16 protein-coding genes and 1 tRNA gene are annotated in these 16370 nt (G+C 52.5%); 10 read left to right on the forward strand and 7 right to left on the reverse strand.

The features are described 5' to 3' along the window. Positions 1-2 precede the first annotated feature (2 nt). From rnr to dnaB, 7 genes are all read left to right on the forward strand, one after another. Positions 3-2180, forward strand: coding sequence for a ribonuclease R (gene rnr / locus C8R31_RS01580; protein WP_107692323.1), 2178 nt, complete (start codon positions 3-5; stop codon positions 2178-2180). Between the two features lie 79 nt (positions 2181-2259). Next, the gene (gene rlmB, locus C8R31_RS01585) at positions 2260-3000 is read left to right on the forward strand and encodes a 23S rRNA (guanosine(2251)-2'-O)-methyltransferase RlmB (RefSeq protein WP_107692324.1); all 741 of its coding nucleotides are present in this window, start codon (positions 2260-2262) and stop codon (positions 2998-3000) included. A gap of 262 nt (positions 3001-3262) precedes the next feature. After that, positions 3263-3640, forward strand: coding sequence for a 30S ribosomal protein S6 (gene rpsF, locus C8R31_RS01590; protein ID WP_107692325.1), 378 nt, complete (start codon positions 3263-3265; stop codon positions 3638-3640). Positions 3641-3651: 11 nt separating this feature from the next. Beyond that, positions 3652-3948: a primosomal replication protein N gene (priB, locus tag C8R31_RS01595; RefSeq protein WP_107692326.1), complete on the forward strand. Its 297-nt coding sequence runs from the start codon at positions 3652-3654 to the stop codon at positions 3946-3948. A gap of 32 nt (positions 3949-3980) precedes the next feature. After that, complete coding sequence (rpsR, locus tag C8R31_RS01600; protein WP_107692327.1) at positions 3981-4265, forward strand: 30S ribosomal protein S18; 285 nt, start codon at positions 3981-3983, stop codon at positions 4263-4265. A gap of 12 nt (positions 4266-4277) precedes the next feature. Then, entirely contained in the window at positions 4278-4733 is a 456-nt protein-coding gene (gene rplI, locus C8R31_RS01605; protein ID WP_107692328.1) for a 50S ribosomal protein L9, read from the forward strand. Between the two features lie 158 nt (positions 4734-4891). Further along, positions 4892-6280, forward strand: a complete 1389-nt coding sequence (dnaB, locus tag C8R31_RS01610; protein WP_107692329.1) for a replicative DNA helicase — start codon at positions 4892-4894, stop codon at positions 6278-6280. Between the two features lie 47 nt (positions 6281-6327). Here dnaB and C8R31_RS01615 read toward each other — a convergent pair whose 3' ends face one another. From C8R31_RS01615 to queD, 3 genes are all read right to left on the reverse strand, one after another. Then, the gene (locus C8R31_RS01615) at positions 6328-7773 is read right to left on the reverse strand and encodes a PhoH family protein (RefSeq protein ID WP_107692330.1); all 1446 of its coding nucleotides are present in this window, start codon (positions 7771-7773) and stop codon (positions 6328-6330) included. Beyond that, a complete protein-coding gene (locus C8R31_RS01620) occupies positions 7763-8239 on the reverse strand; it encodes a peroxiredoxin (protein ID WP_107692331.1) in 477 nt (158 codons plus the stop codon). The genes C8R31_RS01615 and C8R31_RS01620 overlap by 11 nt, the downstream gene beginning before the upstream one ends. A 332-nt stretch (positions 8240-8571) precedes the next feature. Beyond that, the gene (gene queD / locus C8R31_RS01625; RefSeq protein WP_107692332.1) at positions 8572-9021 is read right to left on the reverse strand and encodes a 6-carboxytetrahydropterin synthase QueD; all 450 of its coding nucleotides are present in this window, start codon (positions 9019-9021) and stop codon (positions 8572-8574) included. A 15-nt stretch (positions 9022-9036) separates the two neighbouring features. Here queD and C8R31_RS01630 point away from each other — a divergent pair, with 15 nt between their 5' ends. Then, positions 9037-9897 carry a radical SAM protein gene (locus C8R31_RS01630; RefSeq protein WP_107692333.1) on the forward strand — a complete coding sequence of 287 codons (861 nt, stop codon included), beginning with the start codon at positions 9037-9039 and terminating at the stop codon, positions 9895-9897. A gap of 253 nt (positions 9898-10150) precedes the next feature. Here the strand turns inward: C8R31_RS01630 and C8R31_RS01635 are convergent, their stop codons facing one another. Then, positions 10151-10435, reverse strand: coding sequence for a DNA-binding transcriptional regulator (locus C8R31_RS01635; protein WP_107692334.1), 285 nt, complete (start codon positions 10433-10435; stop codon positions 10151-10153). Positions 10436-11015: 580 nt separating this feature from the next. Between C8R31_RS01635 and C8R31_RS01640 the strand changes: the two genes are divergently transcribed. Together C8R31_RS01640 and C8R31_RS01645 are read left to right on the forward strand one after the other, a co-directional pair. Beyond that, a complete protein-coding gene (locus C8R31_RS01640; RefSeq protein WP_107692335.1) occupies positions 11016-12245 on the forward strand; it encodes an aspartate kinase in 1230 nt (409 codons plus the stop codon). A gap of 101 nt (positions 12246-12346) precedes the next feature. Next, positions 12347-12439, forward strand: a tRNA-Ser gene (locus tag C8R31_RS01645). Positions 12440-13044: 605 nt separating this feature from the next. Here C8R31_RS01645 and C8R31_RS01650 read toward each other — a convergent pair. The 3 genes from C8R31_RS01650 to C8R31_RS16135 form a co-directional block, all read right to left on the reverse strand. Further along, positions 13045-13845: a GGDEF domain-containing protein gene (locus tag C8R31_RS01650; RefSeq protein WP_107692336.1), complete on the reverse strand. Its 801-nt coding sequence runs from the start codon at positions 13843-13845 to the stop codon at positions 13045-13047. A gap of 362 nt (positions 13846-14207) precedes the next feature. Beyond that, positions 14208-15584, reverse strand: coding sequence for a bifunctional diguanylate cyclase/phosphodiesterase (locus C8R31_RS01655; RefSeq protein ID WP_258192487.1), 1377 nt, complete (start codon positions 15582-15584; stop codon positions 14208-14210). A 10-nt stretch (positions 15585-15594) separates the two neighbouring features. Further along, positions 15595-16023: a hypothetical protein gene (locus C8R31_RS16135; protein WP_219907420.1), complete on the reverse strand. Its 429-nt coding sequence runs from the start codon at positions 16021-16023 to the stop codon at positions 15595-15597. Positions 16024-16370 lie beyond the last annotated feature (347 nt).

Raw genomic sequence — 16370 nt, forward strand, 5'->3', positions numbered from 1 at the left:
CTTTGTCAATCAAGAAAAGACGCAACCTTCGTGCGCTGGACCCTCATCTTCAACGGGAGAAAGAGCGCTATGGACACGCGTTGCCGAGTCGCGAGTTCATGCTGCAAATACTGGAAGAGCAGGGTGTTCCGGTAAATGAAAAAGCGTTGCGCAGCCTTCTCGAAATTATCGAGGAAGAAGAAGAAATATTCGGTCGCCGGGTTTCCGCGATGTTACGCGAGGGTCAGATCATGCGTAACCGCAAGGGAGACATCTGCGTTGTCGAGAAGCTCGATCTTATCAAGGGAAGGGTACAGGGTCACGCAGATGGTTTTGGCTTCCTGATACCCGATGATGCGAGTCCGGATTTGTTTTTAAGTGCGAAAGAAATGCATAAGGCGCTGCACGGGGACCGGGTTATGGTACGCGAGATTGGCGTAGACCGGCGTGGACGCAGGGAAGCCGCCATTGTGGAGGTGCTCGAGCGCGCGGTGACGCAATTGGTCGGGCGATTGCACGCCGATCACGGCATTTTGTTCGTGGAGGCGGAGAATAAGCGTATCAGTCAGGATATTCTGATACCTCCGGAAGAATCTACGGGAGCCAAGGCAGGTCAGGTAGTGATTGTCGAAATCATCCAGCAGCCCAGCAAACATGCTCAACCCATCGGTCGTATTGTCGAGGTCCTGGGTGAGTATGCGGCTCCCGGAATGGAGATCGAAATTGCGGTGCGTAAATACGATCTGCCTTACCAGTTTCCCACTCAGGTCAAAAAGCTTTCCGACAAATTTCCCCACAAGGTCACGGAAGGTGAGTTGACAGGTCGAGAGGATCTTCGCCATCTGCCTCTGGTCACTATCGACGGTGAAACTGCTCGCGACTTTGACGACGCAGTGTATTGCGAACGCGACGGAAAGGGATATAAGTTGTACGTCGCGATCGCGGATGTCAGTCATTATGTGCAAACACGCGACGCGCTCGATCAGGAAGCGTTCAATCGTGGGAATTCGGTTTACTTCCCGCGACGTGTTATCCCGATGCTGCCGGAAGTGCTTTCGAACGGCTTATGTTCACTTAACCCGCAAGTTGAGCGTTTATGCATGGTGTGTGAGATGAATATCGACCCCCTTGGCGACTTCGGTGGGTATCGTTTTTATCCGGCGGTAATGTTTTCCCACGCGCGGCTTACCTATACCAAGGTGGCGGCGATGCTGGAAGATCCCAAGGGGGAGGATGCCACGCAGCATAATAAGCTCCTGCCCCATATTCAGTTACTCCATAAACTATTCAAGATATTACTGAAGGCGCGCGGGAAGCGGGGCGCAATCGATTTTGAAACCATCGAAACTCAGATGGTTTTTAATGACCAAGGTAAAATCGAGCGCATTCTCCCGGTGAAGCGCAACGATGCCCATCGTCTGATTGAAGAATGCATGCTTGCGGCAAACGTATGCGCTTCCGATTTTTTGCAAAAGCACAAACAGCCGACCCTCTACCGCATCCATGAAGGTCCTACGCCGGAAAAGCTGGTGGCCCTGCGCGACTTTCTTAAGGAATTCGGGGTGCAGCTGAGGGGTGGCGACGAACCCCAGGCCAAGGATTATGCAAAAACTTTAACCAAGATCAAGGACAGACCCGATGCGCAGCTCTTGCAAACAGTAATGCTGCGGTCGTTACGTCAAGCGGTTTACAGTCCGGATAACGTAGGTCACTTTGGGCTCGCCTATGAATCCTATACCCACTTCACATCGCCGATCCGGCGTTATCCCGACCTCCTGGTGCATCGTGCCATCAAGGCAGTGCTGAACGGAACTGTCTATACTCCCGGCGACTGGCATGAATTGGGCGAGCATTGCTCGCTAACCGAGCGGCGCGCCGATGATGCCAGCCGCGATGTGGAGTCATGGCTCAAGTGTTTTTACATGCAGGATAAAGTCGGCGAATGTTTTGATGGCGTCATCAGCGGGGTCACTGGCTTCGGGCTTTTCGTAGCGCTTGACGGCATTTATGTGGAAGGGTTGGTGCATATTTCAGAGTTGCCCAGCGATTATTTTCATTTCGACCCCGGTAAGCACATGTTGCTGGGAGAGCGCACCGGCAAGCGCTACCGCCTTGGGGACCGGCTTAGAGTCGAAGTGGCAAGGGTGGATCTGGAAACCAGCAAGATTGATTTCGTTTTGACTAACAATTGCGATTCATGAGCTTAAATCCAACCGCTGTGCGGCCATGAACAGAAGCTTGCGCTCGTCCGCTACTAATCTTTAATGACCCAGTTCGCCGATGTCCACCAATCGTCTGATGTTCGGTTTCCACGCGATTACGAGCCGGGTGCGGCAGAATCCCGCCAGCGTCAAGGAAATTTTTCTTGACAGTAGTCGGCGCGACCCGCGCGCTCGCGATCTGGCGCTGCTCGCCGAGAATAGCGGCATCAAACTTATATCGTGCGATAGCAGCAGACTGGCAGGAATGGCCCAAGGGCTCCGCCATCAGGGTGTAGCAGCGTCGATAGACCCCACGCGCAGCCACATCAATGTCGAAGACGTGCTCGATACGCTTGCTGAGCCCGCGCTTCTGCTGGTGCTCGACGGGATACAGGACCCGCATAATCTGGGTGCCTGCCTGCGCGTTTCGGACGCGTTTGGTGTCCACGCGGTGATCGCGCCTAAGGATCGCGCGGTCGGGCTAACGGCCACGGTATTTAAGGTCGCGAGCGGAGCAGCGGATGCCGTTCCCTATATTTCCGTCACCAATCTTGCGCGTACGTTGCGGGGATTGAAGCAGCGCGGTATTTCGATAGTCGGTGCCACGGCTGACGTGGACAGCGACCTCAATACTGTCGAGCTGGATGGGCCCATCGCGTGGGTTCTGGGCGCCGAAGGGAAAGGGATGCGGCGCCTGACGCGGGAAACTTGTGACCGGCTTGTTTCCATCCCCATGCTGGGTAGCGTGGAGAGCCTCAACGTTTCGGTCAGCGCGGGCATCTGTTTGTTTGAGACGCGCCGACAGCGCAGCAAGGGTTGATAGATTTCCTTTTTATCGTGCAGCCTGGCCTTCATGCAAGCGCTTTTCGATTGATATTTCCTTGCTGGTTCAGTATAGTACCCGCCTCTTCAACCTAATCCGGTAGTTGCAGTAAGCTCACTCGAAAAGCAAAAGGTGACGCGGCCGACTAAATGTCGGGTCGTACCGCCAAGCTGAGAATGAGCGGCCAATGCTGGGCCTGGGTTTAACCCTTGCCTCACCGTTCCCGCATGACGGGAGGCTTTTCCCGTAAGGAGAATATATGCGCCATTATGAAATCGTTTTCATTGTTCATCCCGACCAGAGCGAGCAGGTGCCCGCGATGGTCGAGCGATACCGCGGCATCGTCACCGCCAGAAATGGCAGCGTTCATCGCCTCGAAGACTGGGGGCGCCGCCAGCTCAGCTACCTGATCCAGAAGGTTCATAAAGCGCATTATGTGCTGATGAATATCGAATGCGATCAGGAAACGCTGGACGAACTGGATCATTCATTCAAGTTCAACGACGCGATACTGCGTCATCTTACGATTAAGATGGATGGGCCGATCACAGCACCCTCGCCCATGATGCGCGAAGAAAAGCCGAGGCCGGCCGCCGCTCCTGCGGAGGACGCCAAAGAGACCACGCTCGCGACATAGTCCGGCACTAATTGCACTGTAACCAGACGGTCATTTGCGGCAGGGTCATCGAAACTGGCAGCTTGCGCTATACACCAGCGGGGATAGCGGTAACGGAATTCAAGATCGGCCACGCCTCACGTCAAATTGAGGCGGGTAAGCCGCGCAAGGTGGAATGCGAAATTCCCGTCGTGGCGCTGGCGCAATCGTTAGAGACCGTGGCGGCGATCACACCTGGAACCATGGTGAAGGTCGCCGGTTTTCTGGCAAAAAAAAACCGCATGAGCTTGCAGCTGGTGTTGCATGCGAGCAAAATCGATTTTATTTAATTTAATCATATTCGAGAGAAACAGGAAAAATCATGGCTCGGTTTACGACAAAACGTAAAGATGGCAAGGACAAGGATAAGGATAAAAAAGCAAGCCGTCCGCTGTTTAAGCGCAGAAAATTCTGCCGCTTTACCGCTGAGGGCATCCAGACGGTTGATTACAAGGACGTCGACTTGTTGAAAGATTTCATCAATGAAAATGGCAGGATTATTCCTGCCCGCATTACCGGTACCAAGTCGCGTTATCAGCGCCAGTTGGGTATTGCCGTGGAGCGTGCACGCTTTCTTGCATTGCTTCCTTACACTGACTTGCACTAAGGAGCGGATAACATGCAGATCATTCTGATGGAGAAGGTGGTCAACCTGGGTCAGCTGGGCGATGTCGTCAAAGTAAAAAACGGGTATGCACGAAATTTTCTCATTCCGCAGGGCAAGGCCAGGCGGGCAACTTCAACCGCCATCGCCGAGTTCGAGGCGCGGCGCGCGGAATTGGAAAAAACCCAGGCGGAAATATTGGCTGCTGCGCAGGCGTACGCGGCCAAGCTGGAGGGCCTCATGGTGCAGATTTCCCGAAAAGCTGGCGTGGACGGCAAGCTGTTTGGTTCGGTTACCAACGCCGATATCGAGGAAGTACTTAAAGCTCAGGGCTTTGAGATTGAGCGTGCAATGATACGTATGCCGCAGGGGTCTTTAAAGCAGATTGGAGACCATCCGGTAGCGATCGCGTTGCATAGCGACGTAATCGCGCATATCGTTGTCTCTGTGCTGGGCGAACCTACTTCCTGAGACTTTCGCATTCTGCTAGCAGGAATCGCCGACCCGCGAGGTGGGTTCGGCGATTCGCCGGGGGCTGTCTGCAGCCCTTTTTTGTTTTCATATTGCCGCCGCCGTGGCTGTCAGACGGATGGTAGAACCTTTCGATACCAGCACGTTTACCTGATCTCATGGCTCAATTCCTCACCTCGCCCGCCAGCGATCAATTGCTCGAATCCTACAAAATGCCTCCCCATTCGGTGGAAGCGGAGCAGTCCGTCCTGGGCGGACTGATGCTCGATAACCATGCATGGGATAGGGTGGCCGATGTTCTTACGGAGGATGATTTTTATCGGCAGGATCATCGCCTCATTTACCGGCACATTTGCAAGCTGGTTGAGCATAGCAAACCGGCAGACGTAGTGACAGTTGCCGAGTCGCTTGAAATGTCAGCGGAACTGCAAAATGTAGGTGGACTGGCGTATGTCGGCATAATTGTTCAAAACACCCCATCCGCAGCCAACATCCGGCGTTACGCGGAGATCGTGCGGGAGCGGTCGGTGATGCGCAAACTCGCGCAAGTCGGATCCGAAATCTCCGACTCTGCTTATAGCCCGTCGGGGCGTTCGGCAGCCAACCTGCTGGATGAAGCCGAAGCGAAGGTGTTTGAGATTGCGGAGGCAGGGGCGCGCGGCAAGCAGGGATTCATCGATATTCAGCCCCTTCTCAAGCAGGTCGTAGAGCGGATCGAGACACTTTACAACCAGGATAATCCCAGTGACGTGACTGGCATCGCGACCGGCTTCCACGACCTCGACCAGAAAACCTCCGGCTTGCAGCCGGGCGACCTGGTTATTGTAGCTGGTCGTCCGTCTATGGGAAAAACAGCTTTTGCCCTCAATATTGCAGAGCATGTGGCGCTCATGCTGGGAAAAGCCGTCGCGGTGTTCAGCATGGAAATGGGCGGCGCTCAACTGGCAATGCGGATGCTTGGCTCGGTAGGGCGTCTCGATCAGCACAAGGTGCGTACCGGGCGTTTAGAGGACGAGGATTGGTCGAAGTTGACCCATGCGCTCGGGAAGCTGAGTGATGCGCCCCTCTTCATTGACGAGAGCGCTGCATTGAACGCACTGGAATTGCGAGCGCGGGCGCGAAGACTTCATCGCCAGCAGGGGGAATTGGGATTAATCGTCGTGGATTATCTGCAGCTCATGTCTTCTACCAGCCACGGAGAGAATCGCGCTACTGAGATTTCAGAAATTTCGCGTTCGCTAAAGGCGCTGGCAAAAGAACTGAACGTGCCTGTGGTCGCATTGTCGCAATTGAACCGTAGCCTGGAACAGCGCCCGAACAAGCGGCCGGTCATGTCCGATTTGCGTGAGTCAGGCGCAATAGAACAGGATGCGGACCTGATTCTTTTTATCTATCGGGATGAGGTCTACAACCCGGAGACACAGGATAAGGGGATTGCCGAGATCATCATTGGCAAGCAGCGTAATGGGCCGATAGGCAAGGTAGACCTGACCTTTCTTGGCGAATACACTCGCTTTGAAAGCTACGCTAAATCAGGACATTATTAGTCGGAATGGCGCCCGGTTCTCCATACCGAACTGGAGCTCTGGCCCGCCTATAACACCTCCGCCGCATAATCGGCCAGTCGCGAGCGCTCGCCGCGTTGCAATGTCACGTGTCCGCTGTGGTTCCACCCCTTGAACCGGTCTACGACGTAGGTCAGTCCTGAACTGCCCTCGGACAAATATGGTGTGTCTATTTGGGCAATATTGCCTAGGCAGATGACTTTGGTAGCGGGTCCGGCCCGGGTAATGAGGGTTTTCATCTGCTTGGGAGTTAAATTCTGGGCCTCGTCGATGATGAGGAACTTATTTATAAACGTGCGCCCGCGCATGAAATTGAGCGATTTTATCTTGATGCGCGAGCGAATCAGATCAAGGGTGGCTGCGCGTCCCCATTCTCCCGCACTGCTGTCTGTTTTGTTGAGCACGTCAAGATTGTCTTCCACCGCGCCCATCCACGGTGTCATCTTTTCTTCTTCCGTGCCGGGTAGAAAGCCGATGTCTTCTCCTACCGGCACCGTGACTCGAGTCATAATTATTTCCGAATAAATCTTGTGCTCCAATGTCTGCATCAGCCCGGCCGCCAAGGTAAGCAGCGTCTTGCCCGTGCCGGCCTGCCCCAGCAGAGTGACAAAATCGATCTCCGGATTCATCAGCAAGTTGAGCGCGAAATTTTGCTCGCGGTTACGCGCCGTGATCCCCCAAACGTTATTTTTTTGATGACCGTAGTCTTTAAGGGTTTGCAGAACAGCGGTCCGGCCGTTACGCTCCTTGACGAGGGCATAGAACGGCTTGTCATGTTCCAGATAGACGAACTGATTGATCATGAAATCTGCGCATAGCGGTCCATTGACGCGATAGAACGTCTGACCGCCCTGCTGCCATGATTCCATATCCTTGCCGTGCTTATCCCAGAAGTCGCCTGGTAGCTCTTGTATTCCGGAAAAAAGGAGATCAGTGTCTTCGAGGACCTTGTCGTTGAAGTAGTCTTCCGCAGCCAGTCCCAATGCGCGCGACTTGATGCGCATGTTGATGTCCTTGGAAACCAGGACCACCGTGCGGTTCTGATAGGTTTCGTGCAAAAATTTTACGACACCGATAATCTGATTGTCAGCGCTGCCGCTTGCCAGGCGCATGGGCAGGACGCTGCTAATCGCCTGGGTCTGAAGAAACAGCCTCCCGGTGGCGCTCTTGCTGCCGTGCGGTTGCAGAGGGATACCTTCGTCGATATCGGTGATAGCGCTGTTCACGATCTCATCTAGAAAACGGCTGGTTTGTCGCGCATTACGAGCCACTTCGGACATGCCCTTCTTGTTATTGTCGAGCTCCTCGAGGGTCATCATCGTGATGTAGATGTCATGCTCCTGGAAGCGGAACAGACTGGTGGGATCATGCATCAGCACATTGCTGTCCAGCACGAAAAGCTTGGGGTTGGCATGTAGCCGAGTGACGGGAGTAATGGACGAAGTCGGAGAGGAGGCTGTTTTTCTAGGGCTCATGACTCTCCCTCGGCAGTGTCTTGACGAATTCCAGCACCTCCTGAACGTGACCGGCTACCTTGACTCCCCGCCATTCCCTGCGCAGTATTTGCTTCCCATCCAGCACGAAGGTGCTACGCTCGATTCCACGTACCTGTTTACCGTACATATTTTTCATCTTGATGACATTGAACAGTTTGCAGACGGATTCGTCCGAGTCGCTCAACAGCTCAAAGGGGAAGTCCATTTTGATTTTGAACCCGTCATGCGATTTGATGCTGTCGCGCGAGATGCCAACAATATCGCAACCAAGTTTTGCAAAGTCATCATATGCGTCGCGAAACTCCTGCCCCTCGATTGTGCAACCGGGGGTGTTATCTTTGGGATAAAAATAAATTACCAAATTTTTCTCTGAGGCTGCGGACAAGCGGAAGATTTTGTTGCTGGTCGATGGAACCTCAAAATCGGGAACGGGTTGATTTAGCATGGACGTTGGTAGGTTGTGGAATTCGGTTCATGTTAACAAAAATCGCGTAAAACGACGAAATTAATTGGCCTTTGGAAGCGCAGGCGCATGATGGAGGAGGGCTGCCCGCAATGGTTCTAATTGTCTCAGCGGGGCGGTTGGGCACTGGCTTTGTCGAGGGGACTTTTACAACCCAGGCGCATAAGGGCAGTTTCAAGTGCGATCAAAAAAGCCACTAGTTGTCCTCATGTGTGACAGCTTGGGCGGAGCGCACATCGGGTCGCATGATTCACGGAACCAGCTGGTTACCCCAAGGTCAAACCGGTAAAAATAAACGGGTTAAAATAAATCGGTCAAAATTTACCGCGTACCGCATCCGCCCAGCAATTAGGCGTTTCAAACAGGCGTACTTGCTCCAGCCTCAGGTGATTGCCGTAAGTATCCTGGTAGGCGACGTCTAGTATCCGAAATGCGGTAAGCGCGAGATTTTCAGCTGTGGGTGGGCTGTCCAGCACGACTGTTTTGTGATCATCGAGAGATTGAAGGAATTGTAAAACTTCGACATCCTGGCGATAAACCAGGAATGCATGATCCCACAAATCCACCAAGGCAACATTGGCGATACGTTTTACTTCGGAATAATCCATTACCATCCCTTGCTCGGCAGCGCCTGCCTCAGTAATAATGAGGCCCGACAAGGTTACTTCGATAGCGTATCGGTGCCCGTGCAGGTGTCGGCATTTGCTTTGGTGCGCGGGGATGCGGTGGCCAGCGTCGAATTCCAGCCTGCGTGTAATCAACATTAGGGAATTGTAACATTGCAGCGCACCTCTAAACTATTGCATATCGCTGACCACAGCCGCGACATTGCAGGTCTTACTTATGTTTATCCGGTAGTTTCGCGGCGCTCTGGCGGGGTGTCGATAGGGATCAATCTGAATCCCAATAATGCCTGCAACTGGCGCTGTGTTTATTGTCAGGTTCCCGATCTCAAACGCGGCACAGCGCCACAAATTGATCTCACCGCACTTGAAACGGAGTTGCGGGCATTCCTGCATGAAATTCTGCACGGCGACTTCATGTTGACACAAGTCATCCCGGAAGCGCGGCGCATCAATGATATCGCCTTATCCGGTAACGGCGAGCCTACCAGCGCGCGGGAATTCGCACAGGTGATCGCGTTGATTGGGCGCGTAAAAGCTGATTACGATTTACCCAGTAATCTTAAACTGGTGCTGATCACTAACGGCAGCCTGATCGATCGACTGGACGTGCAGACGGGGTTGAGCGCGATGGCGCAGCTCAACGGCGAGGTCTGGTTCAAACTCGACAGCGTTACTCGCGGGGGGCGACAGCTCATCAATAATACAAGGATGAGCTTGCAGCGAATGCGCCAAAACCTGCAGTTGGCAACGACATTGTGTCCCACCTGGCTGCAAACCTGCGTGTTTCGGATCGACGGCATTCCACCTTCGACCGGGGAGTCGGAGGCCTATCTCAACTTTATCGAGGACTTCCTGATAGAGGGCGGACAACTGAAAGGCGTGCTGCTTTATGGTCTTGCCCGTCCCTCCATGCAACCGGAGGCGCCCCGGCTTACTAAAGTCAGTCAAGTGTGGATGGAAAAGTTTTCAGCAAGGATTCAGGCGCTGGGCATTGATGTCAAGCTAAATGCCTGAGTTGCAGCTGCTGGTAAAGCTTTTGCGAAACGACCGCCGAGAGTGAGTCAAGACTGACCAAGATTTTCCGCGAACGGGACATTTCGATTTGTCTCTTTAACAGTTGCGCCATATTTCCAGAGAAACGGCCCACCGTCCCACCCCGAGATTAAAGACTTCGGCGATACTTTCTCCTGCTCAGTTGAGATGAGCTAAAGCAACTCGGAGGTCAGGTTTACCATGCGGTGAGTCTGGCTTAGCCGACGTTCTCGCCTTATTTCGCTTTGGCGGCTTTCTTCAGACTCTTGTACAAATCCGGATTCTGGCTTTTCAGTAGCGCTGCCACAGCCAAATCATCCTTCTTGATCTTGCCAAGATCGATGTGTTCGATATGCACAAGCCGCACCAGCTCCCTTACAGGCCGTGGCATATTTCGTCCACTTTCATAACGGGAGCCACCACTTTGCGTGACGCCGACCTTGCTCCAGAAGTCATGCTGATTAAGACCCAATTTGCGACGGATTTCACGGGGATTGGATATTTCTTCGAAGAGTTTCATAAGCCAGCTCTCTACAGGTTATGTTGAGGGATTATTGTACATTCATAAATTTAATTTGTTTTTTTATTCTGTGCAAGTATTAACTACATTCAGTTTGCTTATTTCAACATTTTTCGGCTGTCGCATTTATCGTATTGCATATTTACTGGAGCTGGAAATAAACTCACATAAGGTGGTTGCCAGGACCGGGCGGTTGGGGCACTGGAGCAGGAATAATCCTCGTTTTCCACCGCACGTCGTGGCAAGCTGGCAAAAGACCGGCTGCGGAAAAGTGTGCACAACCCCTTGTTCCAGCTATGTTTAAAATGCAGCGAACGGAGCAGTCGTACGAGGCCCTGTGAGAAGCGTCACGAAAATGAACAAGTTCCGTTTAGCTGCTCAGACTCCGTCTGGTTGCGCTCAGCTAGAGGATACCAGAGATGTTTGCCAGTTTTATTTTTGGTAATCAGGTAAAATTCCCGATCGAGATACCTGTATTCGGTTCAACTAGACTCAATACTTGCATTGGCGGTACGTTGAATTGATCTGACATAATGCTTGCGACGGTATCTTTTTTCTCAATGTCGAATTGTTGGCGATCGTGACACTTATTGTTCAAAAATACGGCGGCACATCGGTTGGAAGCACGGAGCGGATAAAAAATGTCGCGCGCCGTATCGCCAAATTTCAGTCTCGCGGCCATCAGATCGTAGTAGTGGTTTCTGCCATGAGCGGGGAGACCAATCGCCTTATTGCCCTCGCCAGGGAATTTCAGGCGAATCCCCATCCAAGAGAACTGGATGTCATGGTATCGACCGGTGAGCAGGTCTCCGTGGCGTTGTTGTCGATGGCCCTCATGGATCTCGGCGTCCAGGCGAAGAGCTATACCGGGTCACAGGTTCGTATACTGACCGACAATGCCCATACCAAGGCGCGCATTCTTAAAATCGACGAAGATAAAATCCGCGCGGATCTCGACGCCGGATACGTTGTGGCCGTGGCAGGATTTCAGGGAGTGGACGAGGCGGGCAGCATTACCACACTAGGCCGAGGCGGATCGGATACCACTGCGGTCGCGTTAGCAGCAGCGCTCAAGGCGGACGAATGTCAAATCTATACCGACGTGGATGGCGTTTATACCACCGACCCCCGAATCGTGCCTGAAGCGCGCAAACTCAGGACCATTACTTTCGAGGAAATGCTCGAAATGGCCAGCCTCGGTTCAAAGGTACTGCAAATTCGCTCAGTGGAATTTGCCGGTAAATACAAGGTTAAATTAAGGGTATTGTCCAGTTTCGAGGAAGAGGGCGAGGGCACCCTGATTACTTTCGAGGAAGAAGAAAACATGGAGCATGCGATTATATCGGGTATCGCATTCAATCGTGATGAAGCCAAGATCACTGTACAGGGCGTTCCGGATCGCCCCGGTATCGCTTATCAAATTCTTGGTCCGGTGGCCGATGCCAATATTGATGTGGATATGATCATCCAGAACGTCGGCCATGATGGCATGACCGATTTTTCGTTCACCGTAAATCGTAGCGATTTCACGAGAACAGTAGATATCCTGAAGAATCAGGTGCAGCCGCATATCGGTGCGCGCGGGGTAATCGGAGGCGACAGGATCGCCAAAGTCTCCATTGTGGGCGTTGGCATGCGTTCGCATGTGGGCATCGCCAGCAGAATGTTTCGCGCCCTGGCCGAAGAAGGCATCAATATTCAGATGATCTCGACCTCAGAAATAAAGATTTCCGTGGTCGTTGATGAAAAGTACATGGAACTCGCTGTGCGCGTGTTGCATAAAATATTTGAACTGGATCAGATGTCGTGACACCGCAGTGCAGGCAATGGGAACGTACAGGATCAGTTGCAAAACCTGGTTTCGGTTGTTTGACCAGGAAGGTTTAAACCGCTATCCTAATGCGGCTTCGTGGAGAGATGGCCGAGTGGTCGAAGGCGCTCCCCTGCTAAGGGAGTATAGGCTCAAAAGGCTTATCGAGGGTTCGAATCCCTCTCTCTCCGCCAATAATTCAAATATCTTATTGAGTATTAAGTGTTTTTTATCTTATACTTTATATTACATACACCTTAACCCACGTTGAGATTAACCGAGTTGCGTTAAGAAAAGGACATCGTTAGCTTTACGAGCAGCCAAACCCTGCCAACCTGCACATCTCTTCCCAGCAGAAATATCCGCCCGCGTACTTGCCTCTCGGAAGAGTTGAGTTTTACCTAGATCTCCAGCTACATTCAGTCATTCCACCAGCCTCGACTCATCCTCGAAGCCATCAGATTGGACAATTAAGTGGCGAAGCCCTTAATAGCTAGCGTGCCCGATAGTCTTTCCTAGAGTTGATGTTCAATGTCTGTCGCATCGCCCCCGAGGCGTGCCAACGCTAGAATTACCCCCATGACCAACTACACTTTGCCTTGAATTATTTTTAGCCATTCATCCAACTTAGATAGCATAGGTCTTCTTTAGTCATGGAAAGCCGAACTCAGGCGACCAACAGATTTATCGCAACGCTTAGCATTCCCTGCCAAGCTTGGATTTTAGGTTTTATGGCTGACCCCAACAAGTGGACTTCGGTACTCCATCTACCGCTGGTATCAGAGTTCCAAAATTGTTCTTATCGGTCGCCCCGATGTTGAATGTCCATGCCCTTCTCAAAGAAATGATAGTTGTTGCGTCCATTTTCCTTGGCGTGATACATCGCTATATCCGCATTTTTTACCAAAGCTTGCGCATCCTGGCCGTCGTCGGGGTAGATACTAATGCCGATGCTGATGGAGACGAGAATCTGAAGCTCATTGATTCGATGGGGAGCGATTAGCGCCGCGACTATTTTTTGTGCAGAAGCTGCCGCATCGTCTCGGTGTTTAATGCCCGTCAGCAGCACCAAAAATTCATCTCCGCCTTGGCGGCAGACGGTGTCTGAGTTGCGCATACAACCAACCAAGCGCTGTGCAACCGACTGCAGCAACTGGTCGCCATTGTCATGGCCTACGGAATCGTTGATTTTCTTGAACTCATCCAAATCCATGAATAGGAGTGCGAATTGTCCGCCTTGGCGGTGGGCCAAGGCGATCGTCTGGCTGAGCCGGTCTTGGAGAAGCAATCGATTTGGCAGGCCGGTCAGAGCATCGTGGTGAGCCAAATGGTCGAGCTGAGCATTGGCTGCTTCAACTCCTTCGGCCAGTTTGTGTGCTTCAATGATAGCGACGACTAGCTGCGCGTTTGCCTCTTTCACCAGCCCAAGGTGATCGCCGGATTCGGTCTCTACCCTATCTGTGGCGTGGAGCGCAGTCGTTGCTCGTTCCCGAGCCTCCATTGCTTTCTCACGGAGAAGTAAAGATTTTTCACGAAGATCGGCAGTTATCTCGCGCGAATATACCGCGTCTTCGCGTGCGGCGAGCGATTTCTCGCTCATGAGAACCTCTGGCGTAGAATCGCCGGCTGTTCTCTCTGAGCTTTGTTTTCTTTTTCCGGGATATGGGGCAACGGGTCTTTATGCTGGCTTGGCAAAACCAAGGTACCGTATCGGAACTATCGAGGCCAGAGCACCCCCTCGATATCCGTTTTGATCAGTTAGGCTCCTGTCCCCCGGCTAGTTGATGGGGGCTGACATTGGCAGAAATAATTGTCAGTGCAATGTTCATTACGGCATGCCGTCAGATTACTGAACAGCTCTAGAACATTACAGGTGCGAACATCGCCCTGGCGGAACCGGGATATCGACGCTCAGGATACGCTCCACAGCTCCCGAACCGTGGAGAAGAGGTAGATGGCCTGTCAGGGAATTGAAGGGGATTTTCCCTTCATCAACCGTGAATGGGCAAGTGGGATGCCAGTTTGCAGTAAAGTGGCGAGCGATTCTGCCCCCACCGGATGGCCGAAATAGTAGCCCTGGCCCTCGTCGCAATTGTGAGCCAGAAGAAATGCATACTGCTCCGGCGTTTCCACGCCCTCCGCAATGACGCGGAGCTTCAGGCTTTTACCCAAGCCGATCACGGCGCTGATAATGGTGGCGTCGTCCGGGCTCCTGGTAATCCGGTTCACGAACGACTGGTCGATCTTCAGAGTATCAATCGGAAACTGCCTCAAATAACTGAGGCTGGAATAGCCGGTGCCGAAGTCATCAATTGCAAGCGTTACGCCCAGGTCTGAGAGCGCGTGCAGCACGGAATCGGTAAACTCTGCATCCTGCATAAGGACGCTTTCCGTTAATTCGAATTCCAGATATTGGGGCTCCATGCACGTCTCCTCAAGTGTCGCACGTGTGCTTTCCAGAAAATCCGGAGCGTTGAACTCGAGTGCGGACGTGTTCACTGCGACTGTGACCGCTGGCAAGCCAGCCTGTTTCCAGGCCCGGACCTGAAGACAGGCTTCACGCAGCAGCCAGCGTCCAATGGGCAGGATCAGGCCACAGTCTTCGGCAATGGATAAGAACTGCCGTGGTGGCATCAGTCCTTGTTCCGGATGTTGCCAGCGAATGAGTGCTTCAACACCGACTATCATGTTGCTGCCGAGATTTATTTTTGGCTGGTAGTACAGCACAAATTCCTGCCGTTCCAATGCGCGGCGCAAGCCGGCTTCAATCGACTGGCGCTGGACCGCACGGATACTCATCTCTTGCTCGAAGATTTTGTAATTGTCGCGTCCGTTTTCTTTGGCATGGTACATCGCCGTGTCCGCACTTTTTATCAGGGTTTCCGCATTCTGACCGTGGTCTGGGTAAATGCTAATGCCAATGCTCACTGAGAGCTGTAGCTCGAGTTCCCCGATAAGGTGTGGAACAGCAAGCGCAGCAAGGATCTTTTGTGCGCTGATTGCCGCGTCGTCTGCCTGTTTGATATTGGAAAGCAACACCACGAATTCATCACCACCCTGACGGCTGATAGTGTCCGATTGACGCACGCAACGCACCAGGCGGCGTGCAACCGACTGTAGCAACCGGTCGCCAACCGCATGCCCGAGGGAATCGTTGATATGTTTAAATCGATCAAGATCCATGAATAGCACCGCGAATTGCCGACCTTGACGACGGGCCAACTCAATCGTCTGGCTTAACCGGTCTTGCAGGAGCAATCGGTTAGGCAAGCCGGTGAGAGCATCATGGTGGGCCAAATGGTCCAGCTGATCTTTAGCGGTTTCGACTTGTTGGGCCATTTTGTGTGCTTCAATTCCGGAGATGCAACTGTGCATTCGCGTCCTGCATCATCCTCAGATGATCGTCCCGCGTCGACTGTAAGGCATCTACGGGCCGAACTACCAGCTCACGCAGGGTGACTACTCCTCTCCGTGCATTGGCCTCTCCTACCCGTATCTCAGCCGCTTTCTCGCGCGCGTGGGCCTCTCCTTCCCGTATCTCAGCTGCTTTCTCGCGCTGACGGGCAGCATCTTCACGCAAGTCCGCTGCTTTTTCACGGCCATGCGCGGCATCTTCCCGAGCATTTGCCGATTTCTCGCACCTTAGAACATCCGCATCATCGTCGATGAGAGCATTTTTTCTGCCAGGAACACTTTTTTTCTGCAAAGCTGCCGGTCTATCTTTTTGCTGTTTTGACAAACGGTTGACCTCCGGGAGACGGGTTCGAGAAGCAGCCACAACCATGCCTCATTGCGCTAACGGGGCCGATTGACAGTTGTTTTCAAAATAAAAGCGTTATAGCGATAGTTATACGACTAGCTGCCATACTGCCATTTTTCCTAGTGAAAAAGTGCTTGGGCTTGGTCAATTGTGCTGATTGTGTTGCAAAAACCATTTGACTTTCTACAGGTGCCAATCAATTCTTGACTTGGCAGTACAACGTTCCTCTTATCTCGCTGGTCTTGCCTCTCAGATTTTGCGCAAACATATCAAATCTTTCTTAATTATTGGATATCCCTGAATTATTAGGTAACAGAATTATGCTCTGTATAGCTGTAAGAAATCGCAGACGACCTCGGTACGCA

The organism is Nitrosospira sp. Nsp2 (assembly GCF_003050965.1).
Classification (GTDB): Bacteria; Pseudomonadota; Gammaproteobacteria; order Burkholderiales; family Nitrosomonadaceae; genus Nitrosospira.

Excerpts from the sequence above, each read along its gene's own strand:
- rlmB (WP_107692324.1), top strand. The coding sequence starts at position 2,260 with ATGTCCACCAATCGTCTGATGTTCGGTTTCCACGCGATTACGAGCCGG.
- rpsF (WP_107692325.1), top strand. The coding sequence starts at position 3,263 with ATGCGCCATTATGAAATCGTTTTCATTGTTCATCCCGACCAGAGCGAG.
- rpsR (WP_107692327.1), top strand. The coding sequence starts at position 3,981 with ATGGCTCGGTTTACGACAAAACGTAAAGATGGCAAGGACAAGGATAAG.
- rplI (WP_107692328.1), top strand. The coding sequence starts at position 4,278 with ATGCAGATCATTCTGATGGAGAAGGTGGTCAACCTGGGTCAGCTGGGC.
- dnaB (WP_107692329.1), top strand. The coding sequence starts at position 4,892 with ATGGCTCAATTCCTCACCTCGCCCGCCAGCGATCAATTGCTCGAATCC.
- C8R31_RS01615 (WP_107692330.1), bottom strand. The coding sequence starts at position 7,773 with ATGAGCCCTAGAAAAACAGCCTCCTCTCCGACTTCGTCCATTACTCCC.
- C8R31_RS01620 (WP_107692331.1), bottom strand. The coding sequence starts at position 8,239 with ATGCTAAATCAACCCGTTCCCGATTTTGAGGTTCCATCGACCAGCAAC.
- queD (WP_107692332.1), bottom strand. The coding sequence starts at position 9,021 with ATGTTGATTACACGCAGGCTGGAATTCGACGCTGGCCACCGCATCCCC.
- C8R31_RS01635 (WP_107692334.1), bottom strand. The coding sequence starts at position 10,435 with ATGAAACTCTTCGAAGAAATATCCAATCCCCGTGAAATCCGTCGCAAA.
- C8R31_RS01650 (WP_107692336.1), bottom strand. The coding sequence starts at position 13,845 with ATGAGCGAGAAATCGCTCGCCGCACGCGAAGACGCGGTATATTCGCGC.
- C8R31_RS01655 (WP_258192487.1), bottom strand. The coding sequence starts at position 15,584 with ATGGCCCAACAAGTCGAAACCGCTAAAGATCAGCTGGACCATTTGGCC.